This window comes from Streptomyces sp. NPDC037203 (genome assembly GCF_055605065.1).
In genome coordinates, this window is sequence record NZ_JBVJUC010000001.1 from 961,073 (window position 1) to 975,667 (window position 14,595).

Consider the following 14,595-nt stretch of genomic DNA (forward strand, 5'->3'; position numbering starts at 1 on the left):
TGATCAGGCCCCCAGCTCCGCGCGCGCCGCGATGAAGGCGTCCACCGCGCGGTCGACGTCCGCGGTGGAGTGCGCGGCGGAGAGCTGGACGCGGATACGGGCCTGGCCCTGCGGGACGACCGGGTAGGAGAAGCCGATCACGTAGACGCCGCGCTCCAGGAGCAGTTCGGCCATCCGGCCCGCCCGCGCCGCGTCGCCGATCATCACCGGGGCGATGGCGTGGTCGCCGGGGAGGACGTCGAAGCCCTCCGCGGTCATCCGGGTGCGGAACAGCTTGGTGTTCTCGGCCAGCCGCACCCGCAGGTCGTCGGCGGACTCCAGCAGGTCGAGGACCTTGAGGGAGGCGGCGGCGATCACCGGGGCGAGGGTGTTGGAGAACAGGTACGGGCGCGAGCGCTGGCGCAGCAGGGCGACGATCTCGGCGCGGGCGGCGACATAGCCGCCGGAGGCGCCGCCGAGGGCCTTGCCGAGGGTGCCGGTGATGATGTCCACGCGGTCCATCACGCCGTGCAGCTCGGGGGTGCCGCGACCCGAGGGGCCGACGAAGCCGACGGCGTGCGAGTCGTCGACCATGACCATCGCGTCGTAGCGGTCGGCGAGGTCGCAGATCTCGCGCAGCGGGGCGACGTAGCCGTCCATGGAGAACACGCCGTCGGTGACGATCAGCCGCCGCCGGGCGCCGGACGCCTCCTTGAGCTTCGCCTCCAGGTCGGCGAGGTCGCGGTTGGCGTAGCGGTAGCGGCGGGCCTTGGAGAGCCGGATGCCGTCGATGATGGAGGCGTGGTTGAGGGCGTCGGAGATCACCGCGTCCTCCTCGCCGAGCAGGGTCTCGAAGACACCGCCGTTGGCGTCGAAGCAGGAGGAGTAGAGGATCGTGTCCTCCTGGCCGAGGAACGAGGAGAGCCGTGCCTCCAGCTCCTTGTGCACTTCCTGGGTGCCGCAGATGAAGCGGACGGAGGCCATGCCGTAGCCCCAGCGGTCCAGGGCCTCGTGGGCGGCGGCGACGACCTCGGGGTGGTCGGCGAGGCCGAGGTAGTTGTTGGCGCAGAAGTTGAGGACCTCGCCGGGGCGGCCGCCGGCGGTGACGCTGACGGTGGCGGACTGCGGGGTGCCGATGACCCGTTCGGGCTTGTGCAGGCCGGCGGCGCGGATCTCGTCGAGGGTGGCGCGCAGGTCGTCGCGGACGGTGTCGAACATGACAGAAGCTCCTAAGCAATGCGGGTGGCTTACGCCAAGCGGGTGACTTACGCGGTCCAGTCGAGGATGACCTTGCCGCCCTTGCCGCTCGCGGCGTCCGCGAAGGCCGCCTCGAAGTCGCGGTAGCCGTACCGGCCGGTGATCACGGGGGCGAGATCGAGGCCGCCCTCCAGCAGCACCGACATCGCGTACCAGGTCTCGAACATCTCCCGGCCGTAGATGCCCTTGATGGTGATCATCGAGGTGACGATCCGGGCCCAGTCGACGGGGAACTCCGCGGCGGGCAGACCGAGCATGGCGATCCGGCCGCCGTGCGTCATGTTGGCGATCATTTCGCGCATGGCCTCGGCCCGGCCGGACATCTCCAGGCCGATGTCGAAGCCCTCCCGCAGGCCGAGCTGCCGCTGTCCGTCGGCGATGGTGGTCCCGGCGACGTTCAGCGCGAGGGTCGCGCCGATCTTGCGGGCCAGCTCGAGGCGCTCCTCGCTGACGTCGGTGACGACGACGTTGCGGGCGCCCGCGTGCCGGGCGACGGCGGCGGCCATCAGGCCGATCGGGCCGGCGCCGGTGATCAGGACGTCCTCGCCGACCAGCGGGAAGGACAGCGCCGTGTGCACGGCGTTGCCGAACGGGTCGAAGATCGCGGCGACGTCCAGATCGACCGGGACGCGGTGCACCCAGACGTTGGTCGCGGGCAGGGACACGAACTCGGCGAACGCGCCGTCGCGGCCGACGCCGAGGCCGACGGTGGCCCGGCACAGATGGCGGCGCCCGGCCAGGCAGTTGCGGCACTTGCCGCACACCAGGTGGCCCTCGCCGCTGACCCGGTCGCCGATTTGGACGTCGGTGACGTCCCGGCCGACCGAGACGACCTCGCCGACGAACTCGTGCCCGAGCACCAGCGGCGTGCTGATCGCCTGCTGCGCCCAGCCGTCCCAGGCCCGGATGTGCAGGTCGGTGCCGCAGATACCGGTCCGCAGGACCTTGATCAGCACGTCGCCGGCCCCCATCGCGGGCTCCGGGACGTCCGTCAGCCAGAGTCCGGGCTCCGCCTTGTCCTTGACCAGCGCCTTCACGCGTGCGGCTCCTGTGGGTGAGGTCCCGTGCGCGGGCATGCCGAAGGGTCGCGCCGCACAGGGTCAGAGAAGTGGAATCACCGTGCAATCTGCCGTATCGACGCGCCGTAATCCATCGAGCTTTTCTTAACCGCCGCCACAGCTTTCCTTCACGCCTCCCCTGTCACACTCTCAGGCCCCCTGTCACCGGTGCCGGTGGTCAGATGGGCAGCCCGTCGCGTGCGCTGCGTTCGATCCGTACGACGAGATCGGCGGCGAGCGCCTTGATGGTCTCCAGCCCCTCCCTGCCCCAGGCGCGCGGCCCGGTGTCGGCGGCGCACACGGTGCCGAGCGGCATTCCGGTGCCGTCGAGGAGCGGGGCGCCGAGGTAGGAGCGGATGCCGTACTCGTCCACGACCGGGTTGCCCGCGAACCGGGGGTAGTCGCGGACGTCCTCCAGGACCAGGGCCTTGCGCCGGACCACCACATGGGGGCAGAACCCGTGGTCGCGGGGGAGCGTCCGGCCCCACAGCGCCGGGCTGCCGTCCTCCCGCAGGACGGGGGCGACGGCCGGGACGCGCAGCCCGGCGAAGAACTGCCGTTCCTCGCCGATGAAGTTGACCATGGCGTAGGGCGCGCCGGTGAGGCGGGCGAGATGGTCCGCGAAGGCGTCGAGCGCGGGGTCGGTCCGCTCCCCGAGGCCGAGCGCCCGCAGCCGCCGGACGCGGGCGGGGGCCTCCTTGTCCTCCGGGGTGAGCAGCAGACCGCGGACCGGCCGGGGCGGCTCGTAGCTCATGGCCGGGCTCCGTCGCTGTGCGGGTGCCTCATCTGGGGAACTCCGTGGGCGGTCGGTCGGTTCACCGGTGCGCGGCGCCGTGGCTCGGCGCGGGCTCCGGGGTGTGGGCGAGCAGATGGCGGACGAGGACCAGCAGGGTCGCCACGCCGGAGCTGGAGATCCGGGCGTCGCAGCGCACCACCGGCACCTCGGGGTCGAGGTCGATGGCGGCGCGCACCTCCTCGGTGTCGTAGCGGTGGCCGCCGTCGAACTCGTTGACGGCGACGATGAACCCGAGTCCGCGTTCCTCGAAGAAGTCCACGGCGGCGAAGCAGTCCTGGAGCCGGCGGGTGTCGGCGAGGATCACCGCGCCGAGCGCGCCCTCGGACAGCTCGTCCCACATGAACCAGAACCGCTCCTGGCCGGGGGTGCCGAACAGGTAGAGCACATGGTCCGGATCGAGGGAGATCCGGCCGAAGTCCATGGCGACCGTGGTCTCCATCTTGTTCTCGATGCCTTCGAGGCTGTCGGTCGCGGCGCTGACCGTGGTGAGCAGCTCCTCCGTGCTCAGCGGGGCGATCTCGCTGACCGCGCCCACGAAGGTGGTCTTGCCGACCCCGAACCCGCCCGCCACGAGGATCTTGAGCGCGGTGGGGAACGGGTCAGAGCTGTCGTCGTAGTCCATCGAGCACTGCCTCCAGCAGGGACCGGTCGGTGGGTGTGTGGCGGAACGCGGGTGGTTTGGTGGTCAGCAGCCCGCAGTCGACCAGGTCCGCGAGCAGGATCTTGGTGACCGCGGCGGGCAGTTTCAGGTGGGCCGCGACCTCGGCGACCGAGACGGGCCCCCGGCACAGGTCGAGCGCCTGGGCGTGTTCGGGGCCGAGGTAGCCGAGCGGGGTGACGCCGGTGGCCATCACCTGCGAGATCAGGTCGAGTGCGACGCTGGGTTCGGTGCGGCCGTTGCTGACCGTGAACGGGCGTACCAGCCGTCCGGCCGCGTCGTCCAGCCAGGGCCCGTCGCCGGCCGCGGCCACGCTCAATGCCCCGGCGCCGTGGATTCGACGGCCTGCTGCCGGGGGGCGGTGACCAGATAGGGGCGCACGCTCTTGACCAGCATCGCCATCTCGTACCCGAGCACGGCCGCGTCGGCCTCGCGGCCCGCCAGCACGGCGAGACAGGTGCCGGAGCCGGCGGTGGTGACGAACAGCAGGGTGGCGGCGAGTTCCACCACGACCTGCCGTACGTCGCCGCCGTCCCCGAACCGGACGCCCGCGCTGCGGCCGAGCGAGTACAGGCCGGAGGCGAGGGCGGCCATGTGGTCGGCGCTGTCCGGGTCGAGGCCGTGCACGGACTTCACCAGTCCGTCGCAGGACAGCAGCACCGCGCTGCTGGTGTGCGGTACACGCTGCACAAGGCCGCTGAGCAGCCAGTCGAGATCGGATGCGTGAGCGGTCGGCGCATCGCTCGCCATGGTGGATCGACTCCTTGGGGTACGAAGGTCTGGGACGGCGCTGGGGGTCGGGGGTGACGGCTGGGGGTCGGCGGTCGCGGCTCGGGGGGCGGGGGCGTGGTACGACGGGGGTGCGGGGGTCGACGGTGTACGGCAGTCAGCCGGCCGGTGCGCTGCCCCCGGCCGGGCCGGCGGGCGGGGACGACGGGTCGGCGTGGCCGTGCTCCAAGCGGCTTGGTGCCGCTGCCTCTTGGGGCGGAACCTGCTCGCGGTGGAGGATCCGCAGGGGTGCCGGCTCGGCGGGGGTGAGCACGGAGGAGGGCGCGGGCCCGGTGTTCCCGTGCCCGGCGTCCGTGTCCGGGTGGGCCGCTTCGGCGAGGCCCATGCCGCGCTGGAAGGCCGCCATCAGTCCGGGGTCGTGTCCCCCGAGGGTGTCGTCCTCCTGGCGGGGCGCGGGGCCGCCGCGGAGCTGGGGGACGAGGTTCTCCTGGGCCCTGCGGCGCGGCAGTCGGGGCTTGGCCATGGTGCCGCGCACGGTGTCGACGCGCGGGGTGGGCATGACGCCCTGGTGCTCCTCGACCACCGCCCGGTGCCGGGCCCGGATGCCGGGTGCGGCCTCGGCGGGGGTGGGGCGCTCGCGGTGGGCGCCGCGGACCGGGAGCGGGGGCGGGTCGTCGTGGGTGTGGACTTCCGTATCCGCGAAGGACGTTGGATACACGGGCGGAGCCGCGGGCGCGGGCACGGGCCGTACCGGCTGGGGCGGGGTGGGCGGCAGGGTGGCGGCCGGTGCCGCCGACTCCGCCTGCGGGGCCCCCAACAGGGCCTCGGGGACGACGAGTACGGCCTGGACCCCGCCGTAGATGTTGCCCTGGAGCCGTACGCCGATGCCGTGCCGGCGGGCGAGCTGGGAGACGACGTAGAGGCCGATGCGGCCGTCGGCCAGCAGGCTGGCGACGTTGACCTGGTCGGGGTCGGCGAGCAGGGCGTTCATCCGGTTCTGTTCGCCGACGGGCATGCCGAGCCCGCGGTCCTCGACCTCGACGGCGAGGCCGGAGGTGACGAGGCCCGCGCGCAGCAGCACTTGGGTGCCGGGGGCGGAGAACACCGTGGCGTTCTCGATGAGTTCGGCGAGCAGGTGGATGACGTCGGCGACGGCGTGGCCGCGCAGTTCCCCGTCGATCGGGGGCACCAGTTTGACGCGGGAGTACTGCTCGACCTCGGCGATGGCGGAGCGCAGCACCTCGGTCATGCTCACCGGGTTGCTCCACTGGCGCCGGGAGACGGCGCCGCCGAGCACGGCGAGGTTCTCGGCGTGCCGCCGGATGCGGGTGGCCAGGTGGTCCACGTGGAAGAGGCCCTTGAGCAGGTCGGGGTCCTCGATCTCGTGTTCCAGGTCGTCCAGGATGGAGATCTCGCGGTGCACGAGGGACTGGAGCCGGCGCGCGAGGTTGACGAAGACTTCGAGTTTCTGCTCGTTGCCCGCGTGACTGGAGAGCTGCGCGGCCCGCAGGACGGCGGTGACGGCGCCGTCCTGCGCGCGGGCCAGGTCGGCGGCGAGCAGTTCGAAGTCGTCGGCGTCGGCGGGCGGGCGGCGGCGGGTCACGCGCTGCGCCGGGGCCGCCCCCTGGCGCAGCGCGTCCACGAGTTCCCGCAGCTCGGCCTCGCCGCGGGCGGCGGTGCGGCGCAGGTCGTCGACGCGGTCGGCGACGGTGCGGGCGGCGCGGTCGGCGGCCACGGCGGCGATCAGGATGCCGGCGACGGCCACGGCGACCGCGCCGCCGAGCACGGCCCACAGGACGGGGCCGGTGCGGGCGCCGGTGGAGCGGATGGTGAACAGGACGGCGGCGGTGCCGCCGAGGGCGACCGCGAGCGGGGGCAGCACGGCGAGCCGCATCAGCTGGGGCCGTATGTGCGTCTCGGGCAGTGCGGGAGCGGGTCGGGCGACCGGCCGTCCGTGCCGCCCGCCCTCCCGGCGGTCGGCACGGGTGCCCGGTGCGCGAAGGTGAGACATCTGCGTCCTCGTACTGGTCCGTCGGGCCTGGGGTCGGACACTCACGGTAGTCACCTCCGCCTCATGTGCGAGGGGCAGTTGCCAAACTTCCCCGCCCAGCGTCCCGCTCTGGTATGAGGCCCCGTACGAAAGACCGATAACCGGGCCGGGCCTCCCCCGATCGGCCCGAAAAAGAACGATAGGTTCCGATCAAAAGCGGTCAGAAAGAGCGACCACGTCAGGACGACCACCGCTCGTCTCGGGCCCCGATCCACCCTCGGCCGACGCACCTGCGCTCCCATCGGGCCACCCGGAACCGCACCCCGGAGCATCGTCGGATGTCACTGAGCGTGTCCCCCTTGGCCCTCGATACGCGCGTGCCGGGCGGCCCTGGCCGATGAGCGGCGCGGAGGCGACGGGGGCGAGGGGTGCCGTCGCTTTGAGGGGGTTCGACGGGGGCGCGGATGCCGTCGTCTTGAGGGGGTTCACCCGCGAGGGGGCCGAAGAGGCGGCGCGCCGGACCGGGCTGCCCGCCGGACCGGGTGAGCGGGTAGCGCGAACGGCGACCGCCCCGCCCGCGGGGAGCCGATTTCCAGCGGGCCCGGACCCGACGAGCCGCCCCGCCCGGCGCGACGCGCCGGGCGGTGGGCACCGTCGAGACCGGAGGACACCTGTCTCGACGGTCCGGGACCCTGATGGCGGTCTCGGCGCGATCGGCCGAGGCGCCTCAGCCGCGCTTCGGCGGCTCCGCGACCAGCGCGCCGACCGAGCGCCAGGTCCGGCGCACCTCGCCGGACACGCCACGCCACCACGCCTCCGCCGGCAGCTTCCCGGCCGGCTCGAAGGGCTCGCCGGGGCGGGGCAGGGCGACCGCCTGGCCGGCCTCCTCGGCGACCTCCTTGGTCCACTCCCCCGGCTCGGCCCACGCGTGCGGGGCGAGGTTGAAGGTGCCCCAGTGGATCGGGAGCAGCACGCCGTGCGGGGCGCCGCCCTGCAGATCCAGGTGGGCGCGCAGACCCTCGTCGGGCCGCATGTGGATGTCCGGCCAGAACTCGCTGTACGCCCCGATCTGGATCATGGTGGCGTCGAACGGGCCGTGGGCGGCGCCGATGTCCCGAAAGCCGTCGAAGTAGCCGGTGTCGCCGCTGTGGTAGATCCGGTGCTCCTCGCCGGCGACGGCCCAGGAGGCCCACAGGGTGTGCTGGGTGTTGCGCAGGCCGCGGCCGCAGAAGTGGCGGGCCGGGGTGGCGGTGAGGGTGATCCCGCCGATCCGGGTCGACTCGTGCCAGTCCAGTTCGCGCAGCCGGTCCGGGGCGACGCCCCAGTGTTCGAGGTGGGCACCGACGCCGAGCGGTACGGCGAAGACGGTGCCGGTGCCGGCCAGCGCCTTGATGGTGGGCAGGTCGAGGTGGTCGTAATGGTCGTGGGAGATCACCACCACGTCGACGTCGCCGAGTGCGGCGAGCGGCAGCGGCACGGGGTGCAGCCGCTTGGGCCCGGCGAAGGGGAAGGGGGAGCAGCGCTCGCCCCAGACCGGGTCGAACAGCACCCGGTGGCCGTCGATCTCCGCGAGCACGCTGGAGTGGCCCATCCAGGTCAGCCGCAGCCCCGTGGCGGGCGGCCGGGCGAGGTCGGCGAAGGTCGTGGGGTGCACCGGGATGGTCCCCGCGGGGGCGCGCAGCGGCCGGGTCTCCTTGTCGAAGAAGACCTTCGCGAAGTCCAGCGCCGAGCCGGAGGGCCGGGTGCGCGCGGCGCCGCCGGGGTTCTGGAAGACGCCGTCCTTGAAGTGCGGGGAGCGGCGGATGCGTGCCAGGCGCTCACCGTCCGGGTCCGCTCCGAAGGCCGCCGGGCGCGGCACACGGGGCCCTGAGGTCGAGGAACGCGGACCGGTCACGGTACCTCCCGGTTGAGTGGTGGGCCCCCCATTATGGTCGGACCATCCGGCAACCCGGACACGACCCGGTCCTCCTGAACGCCGGTCCGGTCCGTGGACGGCGCACGCCCCTCACCCGGCACCGACCCGGCCTCCAGTCGCACGCTGGAGGAGGGGGCGGGCCTGGCACGCGGCTCGCGGACGCCTTCGGGCGCTGTGCAGGGCGGAGGGCCCGGGTTCGGCGGGGCAGCGTGGCGGGGCCCGGCCGCCGCGCTTTCACCTCCGCCCCAGCCGCGCCAGCGCCGCGCTCACCAGTGCCGTGATGCCTGTCTGCAAGGTCAGGCGGACGCTCGGCAGGTAGCGGGGTGAGTGGTTCGGTGGGAGGGCGCGGAGTTTGCCGGCGGGGTCGGGGCCGGGGGCGGCGGACCATTGGGCAGGGCCGGTGGCGCCGAGCATCCAGTAGCAGCCGCGGATGCCGGTGCGGCCGTGCAGATGCGCCCCCGCGCCGGTCAGGAGCGGGAAGTCCTCGGTGGCCAGGGCGGGGGGCCAGGCCGTGACGCGGGTGGTGCCGAACGCGGACCGGTGGGCGGTGCGGACGTGGGCGGTGACCTCCGGGTCGCTCGTCGTGACGCCGGAGCGGGAGGCGGTGGTGACGGTGACGTGGGGCGGCAGCGCGGCGGTCGCGGCCTCGGTGCGGGCCAGCCGTGCGACCTCGGCGGCGGCGCGGTCGAGGGCCGGTTCGGAGAAGCCGCGCAGGGAGACGAGCAGGTCGGCGCGGTCGGGGATGACGTTTCCGGGCTGCCCGGCGTCCCCGGCGCGCAGCGCGGTGGCGGTGACGGTGGGGCGATCGCTCTCGCCGGCCGCGATCTCCGGCAGCCGTGTCACCAGCCCGGCGGCGGCCCGCAGCGGGTCCGCGGCGAGATGCGCGGTGGCGGCGTGGCCGCCCTCGCCCTCGAAGGCGACGGACAGGGTGCGGCTGCCGGCCAGCACCGGGCCCTCGGCGTGTGCCACCATCCCGGCGGGGAAGGGCGCGGTGTGCTGGGCGAGTATCTCGTCGGGCGGGGTGACGCGGTCGTAGAGACCGTCCTCCAGCAGGGCGCGGGCGCCGCTGAGGGTCTCCTCCGCGGGCTGGCCGAGCAGGAGCAGGGTGCCCCGCCACAGCCCCCGGCGGGCCGCGAGCCAGCGGCCGGCGGCCGCCACGCAGGCGAGGTGGGCATCGTGGCCGCAGGCGTGCATCACGGGGACCGGGCGGCCGTCGGGCCCGGCGGCGGTGACGGTGCTGGCATAGGGCGCGCCGGTGGCTTCCGCGACGGGCAGGGCGTCGAGTTCGGCGCGCAGCAGCACGGCGGGGCCGTCGCCGTTGCGCAGTTCGGCCGCGACGCCGTGGCCGCCGATGCCGCGCAGCACCCGGTAGCCGTCGGCGGCGGCCCATGCGGCGAACCGGGCGGCGGTGCGCGCCTCGGCGCCGGAGAGTTCGGGGTTGCGGTGCAGGTCGAGGTAGAACTCGGCGGCCGGTTTCAACAGCTCGGGGAGACCGGGGAGTTCGGGGTTGGTCCGGGTGTGCTCGGTGCTCATGTCAGTGGCTCCTCGGGCGGGTGTCAGCGAGGTGACAGCGAACGGCAAGGGGGGTGCGCGCGGACGCGCGTAGAACTGTGGAGTGCCGGAAGGCCCCGGCTTCCCCGCCCCGGCGGGGTGTCGTGGCCCGAACCGTCCGACCGGCCGTACCGCTCGTCCCCGCAACGGAAGGAGTCGTCATGTCCGACAACGCCCTCGCCTCCCTCGCCCAGGAGATCCTGGACCTCGAGTCGGAGACCTTCGAGATCACCGACTACTCGGACGCCAGCGAGGTCATGCTCGGTTCGTCCACGAGCTGCTCCTCCACGAGCACCTGTTCCAGCACCACCAGCACCACCTCCTGCACCGCCTGACGTCCGGCGTCGGTGGAAGGGTCCCCGGCCCCGCCGGGGACCCTTCGCGTTCCGGGGGCCCCGCACACTCCGGGGTCCGTGGGCGTTCCGGGGCCCGTCAGGGGAAGGGGTGCGGCACCAGCCGCAGGTCCGCGTCCCGCAGCGGGGTGTCCACCAGCCCCGCGCGGTACGGCGCGGTCCGCAGCCTCGGCAGGTGCGGCGCCCGCTGGCGCAGCCAGCCGAAGTCGATCGGCAGCAGTCCGGGGGCGAGCGTGGCGACCGTGCGCAGCCCCATCCGCCGCTGCTCGGGTGTGGTCTGGTCGACGGCGATGACATCGCAGTCCGCACCGGCCAGCAGATCGCGCAGCAGGGTGACGTCGTCCAGCAGATCGGCGGTGCGGGGCCGGCGCCGCTCCCAGTCGGCGAACAGCTCGGCGAGCGTGGCCACTCGGGGTGGGGCCAGGTAGCTGCGGGCGTGCTCGCGCATGGCGGGCAGCCCGAACAGGGCCGCGTGGTCGGGCAGTCGTACGACCTTGTCGAAGTCCTCTGCCATTGCGGCGAGTTCGGCGGGCCGCTCGGCGACCTGGCGGGGCAGGTGCGGGATGTAGGTGAGGATCTCGGAGAGCGCCGACTCCACGGCCGTCTCCGGGTCGAAGGAGGCGCCGGCCGCGAAGGCGAGGGTGCCGGGTCCGTCGTCGCGGCGGACGGCGAGGCCGGTGACGACCGGTACCGGCAGGTCCACCCGGTTGTCGAACACGTGGACGTCGTAGCCCTGGAGTTCGGCGCGGGCCGCCATCGCCCGCACTCGTTTGCCGCCGACCGAGTGCAGGTCGATCTCGGGCAGCGGCAGGTTGCCGTACCAGCCGAGCAGGAAGGCGTCCCGCTCCAGGAGTTCGAGCAGGCCGAAGAAGACCGCTTCCTCCAGGCTGGCACCGGTGGCGCAGCCGTTGGAGCACTCGAAGACGAAGTTGTCCTCGCGGGTGCCCGCGCTGTAGTAGACGAGCCGGGCGGGCACCAGCACGGGCCGCTCCTCGCGCAGCGACCAGCCGGTGACCCAGGGCATCGGCCGGGCCGGGTCGAACGGTTCGACCATCGGGTCCTCGGCGTAGGTGCGCGGCGCGTACAGCCCGCAGGCGCGGGGGTCCAGGGCGCGGTCGCCGAGGTCGTCGTAGGCGGCGGTGACGACGGGAGCGCGGTGGCGGCGGTGGGTGCCCGCGTAGCGCTCCAGCCCTTCCAGGAAGGCCAACTCGCGGCTTCGGGCGAAGGAGTTGGCCTGGCCGCTCCAGGTGACGTCGGTGAGTCCGGCGTAGCCCCGCATGAAGACGCTGCCCGCGACGGGCGCGGTGGTGGGCGAGGTCACGTCGATCCAGGTGCCGCCGCCCAGCACCCCGCACACCGGGTTGGCGAGCGCCTTGACCGGTACCGGGAAGTCGCCGGGGTGGCCCGAACGGTACGCGTCGGGGCTGGACTTGGGCCGGGAGGTCAGGGGCCCGGCGGTGTGCTCGGCCGCCGCCGCGGCCACGGCCTCGCCGGTCGCGGGGCGGCAGTGCGGGCACATCGGGTCGGGCAGCAGCGGGAAGGTGCGGACTTGGAGGGTCTCCAGGTCGAGCTCGGTGACGCGGGGCAACGCGTCGTCCGCTCCCCCGGATTGGTGCCGGACCGCGCCGGTGGTGACGAGGCGGTGCAGGGACCAGACGGCGTCCGCCAAGTGGTCGGGCAGGGCGGGCCAGCGGCCGGCGGCCGTGGTCTCGGTGCCGGTCTCCAGCGCGTCGCGCTCGGTGCGGGTGCGCAGCCGCTGGCGGCGCATCGCGAGACAGGTGCCGCAGCCCCGGCCCGCCCCGGCGGGGCCGCCCCAGGGGCCCAACAGGACGGACTGGGCGGCGAGATGGATGTCCGCGCTGTGCGGGGGCACCGGAGCGGCCGGGACGGGCCGGTCGCCGAGGACGTTGGTGTCGCCGATGCGGGAGACGGCCGGGGCGGGCAGTCCCGCCGCGGCGGCGCGGGCCGCCAGGAGGTCCTGGAGGGCCGCGCGTGCGGCTTCCAGGGGCGCCGTCGCCGGGGCGGGAGCGGGGGCGGTGACGGTGGTCATGTCCGGTTGCTCCAGCGGAAGATCCGGGTGGCGATCAGGCCGAAGATCAGGGCGAAGACGACGAGTCCGACGCAGTCCAGGCCGATGTCCCCGAGGTCGCCGCGGCCGCCCATGGCATCGGTGAGGCCGTCGTTGAGGTAGTGCAGCGGCAGCACCTTGGCGACCGTGCGCAGCCAGCCGGGCATCAGGTCGTCGGGGAAGAACGAGCCGGACAGGAAGGCCATCGGCACCATCACCAGGTTGGCGATGGCCGCCACCGACTCCGGGGTGTTCGCGAGGCTGCCGACGACCAGGCCCATGGCGAGGAACGCGGTGACGCCGAGCACGAGCAGTGGAATCCCGGCCCACCAGGGGCCGTTCAGCTTCAGTCCGAAGAACGGCAGCAGCGCCACGGCGGTGAACAGCAGCGTCTGCGTGGCGGCGACGCCGAGCGCCAGGGTCCAGCGGGAGGCGATCAGCGAGCGCAGCGGGGTCGGGGTGCGCCAGATGAGGCGCAGCAGGTCGTCGCGGCGCCACTGCATCAGGGCGAACCCGACGGAGAACACGCACGCGTTTCCGACACCCCAGGAAAGGACACCGGGGGCCGTGTAGTTGATGGACGCCATCCCGCCGTTGACGTGCTGGCCCTGGAAGATCAGGCCGAACAGGACGAGGAAGGCGAGCGGGAAGGCGAAGGTGAAGAAGAGGGTCGTGCGGTCGCGCACGCTCGCGGCGTAGCCGGCCCTGGTCAGTGCGGCGTAGGCGGTCAACTGCGGTGCTCCGTTCCATGGCCGGTGAGGCTGAGGTAGGCGTCTTCGAGGGTGGCGGTGCGCACGGTGACCGATTCGATGTCGACCAGGTCGCCGAGGGCGGTGAGGACGTGGTTGACGGCCGAGGTCTCCAGGACGAGTTCGTCTCCTTCGACGCCGGCCCGGTCCACGCCGGGCAGCGCGAGCGCGGCCTCCGGCGTCAACTCGGTTGCCGGGAGCATGAGTCGGGCGGGCGCGCCGAGCGCACGGATCAGGCCCCGCGGGGTGTCGAGGGCGACGATCCGGCCGCCGGCCACGATCGCCACCCGGTCGCACAGCGCCTCGGCCTCGTCCAGGTGGTGGGTGGTGCACACGATGGTGCGGCCCTCGGAGCGCAGCGAGCGCAGCAGCGCCCACAGTTCGCGGCGCGCCTCGGGGTCGAGGGCGGCGGTGGGCTCGTCCAGGAAGATCAGCTCCGGTTCGTGCAGCAGCGCGGTGGCGATGGCGAGGCGCTGCCGCTGGCCGCCGGAGAGGTGGTCGACGCGCGCGTTCTCCTTCTCGCTGAGCCCGACCCGCTGCAGGGCGGTACGCACCGTGTCCGGGCCCATGCCGTAGAGCGCGGCGACGGTGCGCAGGTGTTCGCCCGCGGTGAGCCGGGCGAAGAACGCGGAGGCCTGGGTCTGGACGCCGATCCGGGCGAGCAGCGCGGTGTCCCGAGGCCAGGGGCTCTGCCCGAGCAGGCTGACGGTGCCGCCGTCCGCCTCGCGCATGCCCTCGACGATCTCCACGAGGGTGGTCTTGCCGGCGCCGTTGGGCCCGAGGATGCCGAAGAACTCACCGCGCCGCACGGTGAGGGAGACGCCGTCGAGCGCGGTGACGTCCGCGTACCGCTTGATCACGCCGTCCAGGACGACGACCGGCTCGGTGGCGCCGGCGGGGCCGGGAGCGGTCCCGGTCTGTGCGTGGGGTTCGTTCATCTCGCCTTTCCTTGCGGGGTGCAACAGGGCGCGGGCAGCGGCGACGTGGCCGGGTCCCGCGTCCGGGGAGGTGGGTGCGGCGGGCCGCGTGGGGTCCTGCGTCCGGCCTCCGGCGGGGCTCTGCGCGCGCTGCCGGGAAGGGTGCTGCGGGCGGTCCTCGGTACGGCCTTCCGTACGACGCCCGCGCAGCCGCCGGCCTGCCGCGCCGAGCGCCCACACCAGCAGGACGGCGGCGAGCAACACGGTCGGAGCCCACCAGGCGAGGGCCGCCATGCGGTCCGGCAGCAGATGGCGCAGGACCGCCCCGGCGAGCGCGAGCAACCCGGCCGTCTGTACAGCCGTGAGCAGGGCGAAGCCGCCGTACAGCAGACGCAGCCGGGGCGGGTAGGCGCCGAGGCCGGGCCCGCGGCGCAGCAGGGCGCGGGCGGCGAGGGCGGTGAAGGCGCGGCTGCCCTCGGCGAGGCCGGAGACCCCGAGGGCGTGGCCGAGGGCGCGGTAGCCGTCGAGCGGCGCGAGCGGCAGCAGGTTCGCGAGGCCGGTGACGACGCCGAGCA

Annotated in this window: 13 protein-coding genes; 1 reads left to right on the forward strand and 12 read right to left on the reverse strand. The window is 74.0% G+C overall.

The features are described 5' to 3' along the window. Nucleotides 1-3 precede the first annotated feature (3 nt). The 9 genes from ACZ7EC_RS04015 to ACZ7EC_RS04055 form a co-directional block, all read right to left on the reverse strand. Nucleotides 4-1,197 carry a glycine C-acetyltransferase gene (locus tag ACZ7EC_RS04015; RefSeq protein WP_471057494.1) on the reverse strand — a complete coding sequence of 398 codons (1,194 nt, stop codon included), beginning with the start codon at nt 1,195-1,197 and terminating at the stop codon, nt 4-6. 47 nt (nt 1,198-1,244) lie between these two features. Next, on the reverse strand, nt 1,245-2,273 hold the full coding sequence (gene tdh / locus ACZ7EC_RS04020) for an L-threonine 3-dehydrogenase (RefSeq protein WP_471057497.1): 1,029 nt from the start codon (nt 2,271-2,273) through the stop codon (nt 1,245-1,247). Nucleotides 2,274-2,472: 199 nt separating this feature from the next. After that, on the reverse strand, nt 2,473-3,048 hold the full coding sequence (locus tag ACZ7EC_RS04025; RefSeq protein ID WP_471057500.1) for a GAF domain-containing protein: 576 nt from the start codon (nt 3,046-3,048) through the stop codon (nt 2,473-2,475). 61 nt (nt 3,049-3,109) lie between these two features. After that, nucleotides 3,110-3,712: a GTP-binding protein gene (locus tag ACZ7EC_RS04030; protein WP_471057503.1), complete on the reverse strand. Its 603-nt coding sequence runs from the start codon at nt 3,710-3,712 to the stop codon at nt 3,110-3,112. Next, the gene (locus ACZ7EC_RS04035; protein WP_471057866.1) at nt 3,690-4,061 is read right to left on the reverse strand and encodes a DUF742 domain-containing protein; all 372 of its coding nucleotides are present in this window, start codon (nt 4,059-4,061) and stop codon (nt 3,690-3,692) included. Before ACZ7EC_RS04035 ends, ACZ7EC_RS04030 begins: the two co-directional genes overlap by 23 nt. Nucleotides 4,062-4,063: 2 nt before the next feature. Continuing rightward, nucleotides 4,064-4,498 carry a roadblock/LC7 domain-containing protein gene (locus ACZ7EC_RS04040; protein WP_471057506.1) on the reverse strand — a complete coding sequence of 145 codons (435 nt, stop codon included), beginning with the start codon at nt 4,496-4,498 and terminating at the stop codon, nt 4,064-4,066. A gap of 136 nt (nt 4,499-4,634) precedes the next feature. Then, nucleotides 4,635-6,488 carry a sensor histidine kinase gene (locus tag ACZ7EC_RS04045; RefSeq protein WP_471057509.1) on the reverse strand — a complete coding sequence of 618 codons (1,854 nt, stop codon included), beginning with the start codon at nt 6,486-6,488 and terminating at the stop codon, nt 4,635-4,637. Between the two features lie 706 nt (nt 6,489-7,194). Next, entirely contained in the window at nt 7,195-8,361 is a 1,167-nt protein-coding gene (locus ACZ7EC_RS04050; RefSeq protein WP_471057512.1) for an MBL fold metallo-hydrolase, read from the reverse strand. A gap of 255 nt (nt 8,362-8,616) precedes the next feature. After that, entirely contained in the window at nt 8,617-9,915 is a 1,299-nt protein-coding gene (locus ACZ7EC_RS04055) for an amidohydrolase (RefSeq protein WP_471057515.1), read from the reverse strand. Between the two features lie 179 nt (nt 9,916-10,094). Here ACZ7EC_RS04055 and ACZ7EC_RS04060 point away from each other — a divergent pair, with 179 nt between their 5' ends. Next, nucleotides 10,095-10,268: a thiazolylpeptide-type bacteriocin gene (locus tag ACZ7EC_RS04060; protein ID WP_037657426.1), complete on the forward strand. Its 174-nt coding sequence runs from the start codon at nt 10,095-10,097 to the stop codon at nt 10,266-10,268. A 97-nt stretch (nt 10,269-10,365) separates the two neighbouring features. On the opposite strand, the gene ACZ7EC_RS04065 is transcribed toward ACZ7EC_RS04060, so the two are convergent. Genes ACZ7EC_RS04065 through ACZ7EC_RS04075 form a run of 3 tightly spaced genes read right to left on the reverse strand, consistent with a single transcriptional unit; the run spans nt 10,366 to nt 14,041 of the window. Further along, complete coding sequence (locus tag ACZ7EC_RS04065; RefSeq protein WP_471057518.1) at nt 10,366-12,336, reverse strand: TOMM precursor leader peptide-binding protein; 1,971 nt, start codon at nt 12,334-12,336, stop codon at nt 10,366-10,368. Next, a complete protein-coding gene (locus ACZ7EC_RS04070) occupies nt 12,333-13,085 on the reverse strand; it encodes an ABC transporter permease (protein ID WP_471057521.1) in 753 nt (250 codons plus the stop codon). Before ACZ7EC_RS04070 ends, ACZ7EC_RS04065 begins: the two co-directional genes overlap by 4 nt. After that, nucleotides 13,082-14,041, reverse strand: coding sequence for an ABC transporter ATP-binding protein (locus ACZ7EC_RS04075; RefSeq protein ID WP_471057869.1), 960 nt, complete (start codon nt 14,039-14,041; stop codon nt 13,082-13,084). The genes ACZ7EC_RS04070 and ACZ7EC_RS04075 overlap by 4 nt, the downstream gene beginning before the upstream one ends. Between the last annotated feature and the right edge of the window lie 554 nt (nt 14,042-14,595).

Excerpts from the sequence above, each read along its gene's own strand:
- ACZ7EC_RS04065 (WP_471057518.1), bottom strand. The coding sequence starts at position 12,336 with ATGACCACCGTCACCGCCCCCGCTCCCGCCCCGGCGACGGCGCCCCTG.
- ACZ7EC_RS04025 (WP_471057500.1), bottom strand. The coding sequence starts at position 3,048 with ATGAGCTACGAGCCGCCCCGGCCGGTCCGCGGTCTGCTGCTCACCCCG.
- ACZ7EC_RS04045 (WP_471057509.1), bottom strand. The coding sequence starts at position 6,488 with ATGTCTCACCTTCGCGCACCGGGCACCCGTGCCGACCGCCGGGAGGGC.
- ACZ7EC_RS04015 (WP_471057494.1), bottom strand. The coding sequence starts at position 1,197 with ATGTTCGACACCGTCCGCGACGACCTGCGCGCCACCCTCGACGAGATC.
- ACZ7EC_RS04040 (WP_471057506.1), bottom strand. The coding sequence starts at position 4,498 with ATGGCGAGCGATGCGCCGACCGCTCACGCATCCGATCTCGACTGGCTG.
- ACZ7EC_RS04030 (WP_471057503.1), bottom strand. The coding sequence starts at position 3,712 with ATGGACTACGACGACAGCTCTGACCCGTTCCCCACCGCGCTCAAGATC.
- ACZ7EC_RS04075 (WP_471057869.1), bottom strand. The coding sequence starts at position 14,041 with ATGAACGAACCCCACGCACAGACCGGGACCGCTCCCGGCCCCGCCGGC.
- ACZ7EC_RS04060 (WP_037657426.1), top strand. The coding sequence starts at position 10,095 with ATGTCCGACAACGCCCTCGCCTCCCTCGCCCAGGAGATCCTGGACCTC.
- ACZ7EC_RS04055 (WP_471057515.1), bottom strand. The coding sequence starts at position 9,915 with ATGAGCACCGAGCACACCCGGACCAACCCCGAACTCCCCGGTCTCCCC.